The sequence below is a fragment of the Pseudomonas sp. NPDC087639 genome (assembly GCF_044743385.1).
GTDB lineage: Bacteria > Pseudomonadota > Gammaproteobacteria > Pseudomonadales > Pseudomonadaceae > Aquipseudomonas.
The window spans coordinates 1-1,871 of the sequence record NZ_JBIUWI010000106.1; the positions used below are offsets into that span (position 1 = coordinate 1).

Genomic DNA, 1,871 nt, shown 5'->3' on the forward strand with positions numbered 1-1,871 from the left:
GGCTTTGAGTTCGGGGTCGGAGGCCGTCTGCGCTTTGCCATGGACTTTGATTTTCGGTTCGAACGCTACGTGGCGAACCGGCAGGTTGCGCGGCAGGTTGTCGGCTTCGCCTTTCACCAGCTTGCGCATGAACAGTTTGACGATGCGGTCTTCCAGCGAATGGAAACTGATCACGACCAGACGGCCGCCGATTTCCAACGCGTCCAGTGCGGCTTCAAGGCCGGCTTCCAGATCGCCCAGCTCGTTGTTGACGTGAATACGCAAACCTTGGAACGCACGGGTCGCCGGGTTCTTGCCCTTCTCCCACGCCGGGTTGGCAACCTTGAGTACTTCAGCCAGATCGGCGGTGCGCTCGAAGGGCTTGATATCGCGACGTTCGGCGACGGCGCGAGCCATGCGACCGGAGAAACGCTCTTCGCCGTATTCCTTGAACACCCGGGCGATTTCCTCAGCCGGCGCGGTGTTAACGAACTCGGCAGCGCTGATGCCACGGGACGGATCCATGCGCATGTCGAGCGGGCCGTCGTTGAGGAAACTGAAGCCGCGCTCAGCGTCGTCGAGTTGCGGCGAAGACACGCCCAGGTCGAGCAGGATGCCGCTGACCTTGCCGGCCAAACCACGTTCGGCGACGACCGAACCGAGCTCGGCAAAGCTGCGCTGCACAACGACAAAGCGGCCGTCTTCGGCCGCTAGCGTTTGCCCGGTGGCAATCGCTTGTGGATCCTTGTCGAATCCGATGAGTCGCCCGTCAGTCCCGAGCTGGCTGAGGATCAACCGACTGTGCCCGCCGCGCCCGAACGTGCCGTCCAGATAGCAGCCATCAGGACGTACGGCGAGAGCCTCGACGGCTTCGTCAAGCAGTACGGTGATGTGGTTAAAGCCGCTATCAATAGTCACAGGATCAAATCACGCAGTTCATCAGGCATCGCGCCCGGTTGTTGAATGGCAGCAAGGTCAGCGGCAGACACCGCGTTCCATGCATCCTCGTCCCACAATTGGAACTTGTTCAGTTGGCCCACCAGCATCGCTTTCTTATCAAGCTTGGCGTATTCGCGCAGACGCGGTGGAACCAGAAAACGACCACTGCCATCGAGTTCGAGGTCGACGGCATTACCAATCAATAAACGTTGCAGACGACGGTTCTCTTCGCGAAGCGAAGGGAGTGCGCGCAACTTGGTTTCAATAATTTCCCACTCGTCGAGCGGATAGACACACAGACACGGATCAACGGCATCAATGGTGACGATCAATTGGCCGGAACTGCGCGAATCGAGCTCGTCACGGTACCGGCTCGGCATAGCGAGACGGCCCTTTGCATCGAGACTGATAGCGTTAGCTCCGCGAAACACCTCTGCGGTTCTCCAATGTCCATCGGTTTGAGCTCAAAAAACCCACTTCATGCCACTTTCCGCCACTTGCGCACACTATAGGAATGCGCCCACCACACCGTCAAGGCGCGGATTAAAGGAAAACCCTTACAGAACGGAGATTTAGGAGCATAAAAGGAGGCACAACGAGAATCTGGCGGAGACTTTTGACCCATAACTTGATGCAGCACTGAAAGCTGCGTTCGAAAGTTAAAGTAATTTGTTAAGAGTAAGATTTTTTCGGTATTACGAAGGCGCTTCTGCTGTTGATTGAAGCAGGGTGGGAAATGGCTATTACTGCATTTGCCGCTGCCGAACTTTCAGTGCGGGCCTGCTGATAATACACAGCCCCGACAACACTGATTCAAGCAGGGAAAGAAAAAGGTGGAGAGTCGATCTGTAAGCCGGGTTCTGTCTTGAACAGTCATTCGTCTACGATGGCCATCACTGGACATCTTTAGCAACCTACCCGGTCCCAGCGCGGGCCACGCCTTGGGACCCTAT

Annotated in this window: 2 protein-coding genes and 1 other RNA gene (1 of these 3 running past the window's edge); all 3 read right to left on the reverse strand. The window is 56.8% G+C overall.

The annotated features are described in order from the left end of the window. A partial coding sequence (rsmH, locus tag ACIOVB_RS25955; protein WP_401272098.1) for a 16S rRNA (cytosine(1402)-N(4))-methyltransferase RsmH occupies positions 1–897 on the reverse strand: 897 nt, incomplete at its 3' end. Then, positions 894–1,349, reverse strand: a complete 456-nt coding sequence (gene mraZ / locus ACIOVB_RS25960) for a division/cell wall cluster transcriptional repressor MraZ (protein WP_042560992.1) — start codon at positions 1,347–1,349, stop codon at positions 894–896. The genes mraZ and rsmH, both read right to left, overlap by 4 nt. A 402-nt stretch (positions 1,350–1,751) precedes the next feature. Continuing rightward, positions 1,752–1,871, reverse strand: an RNA gene (gene rnpB, locus ACIOVB_RS25965) — RNase P RNA component class A; it runs 182 nt beyond the window's last position.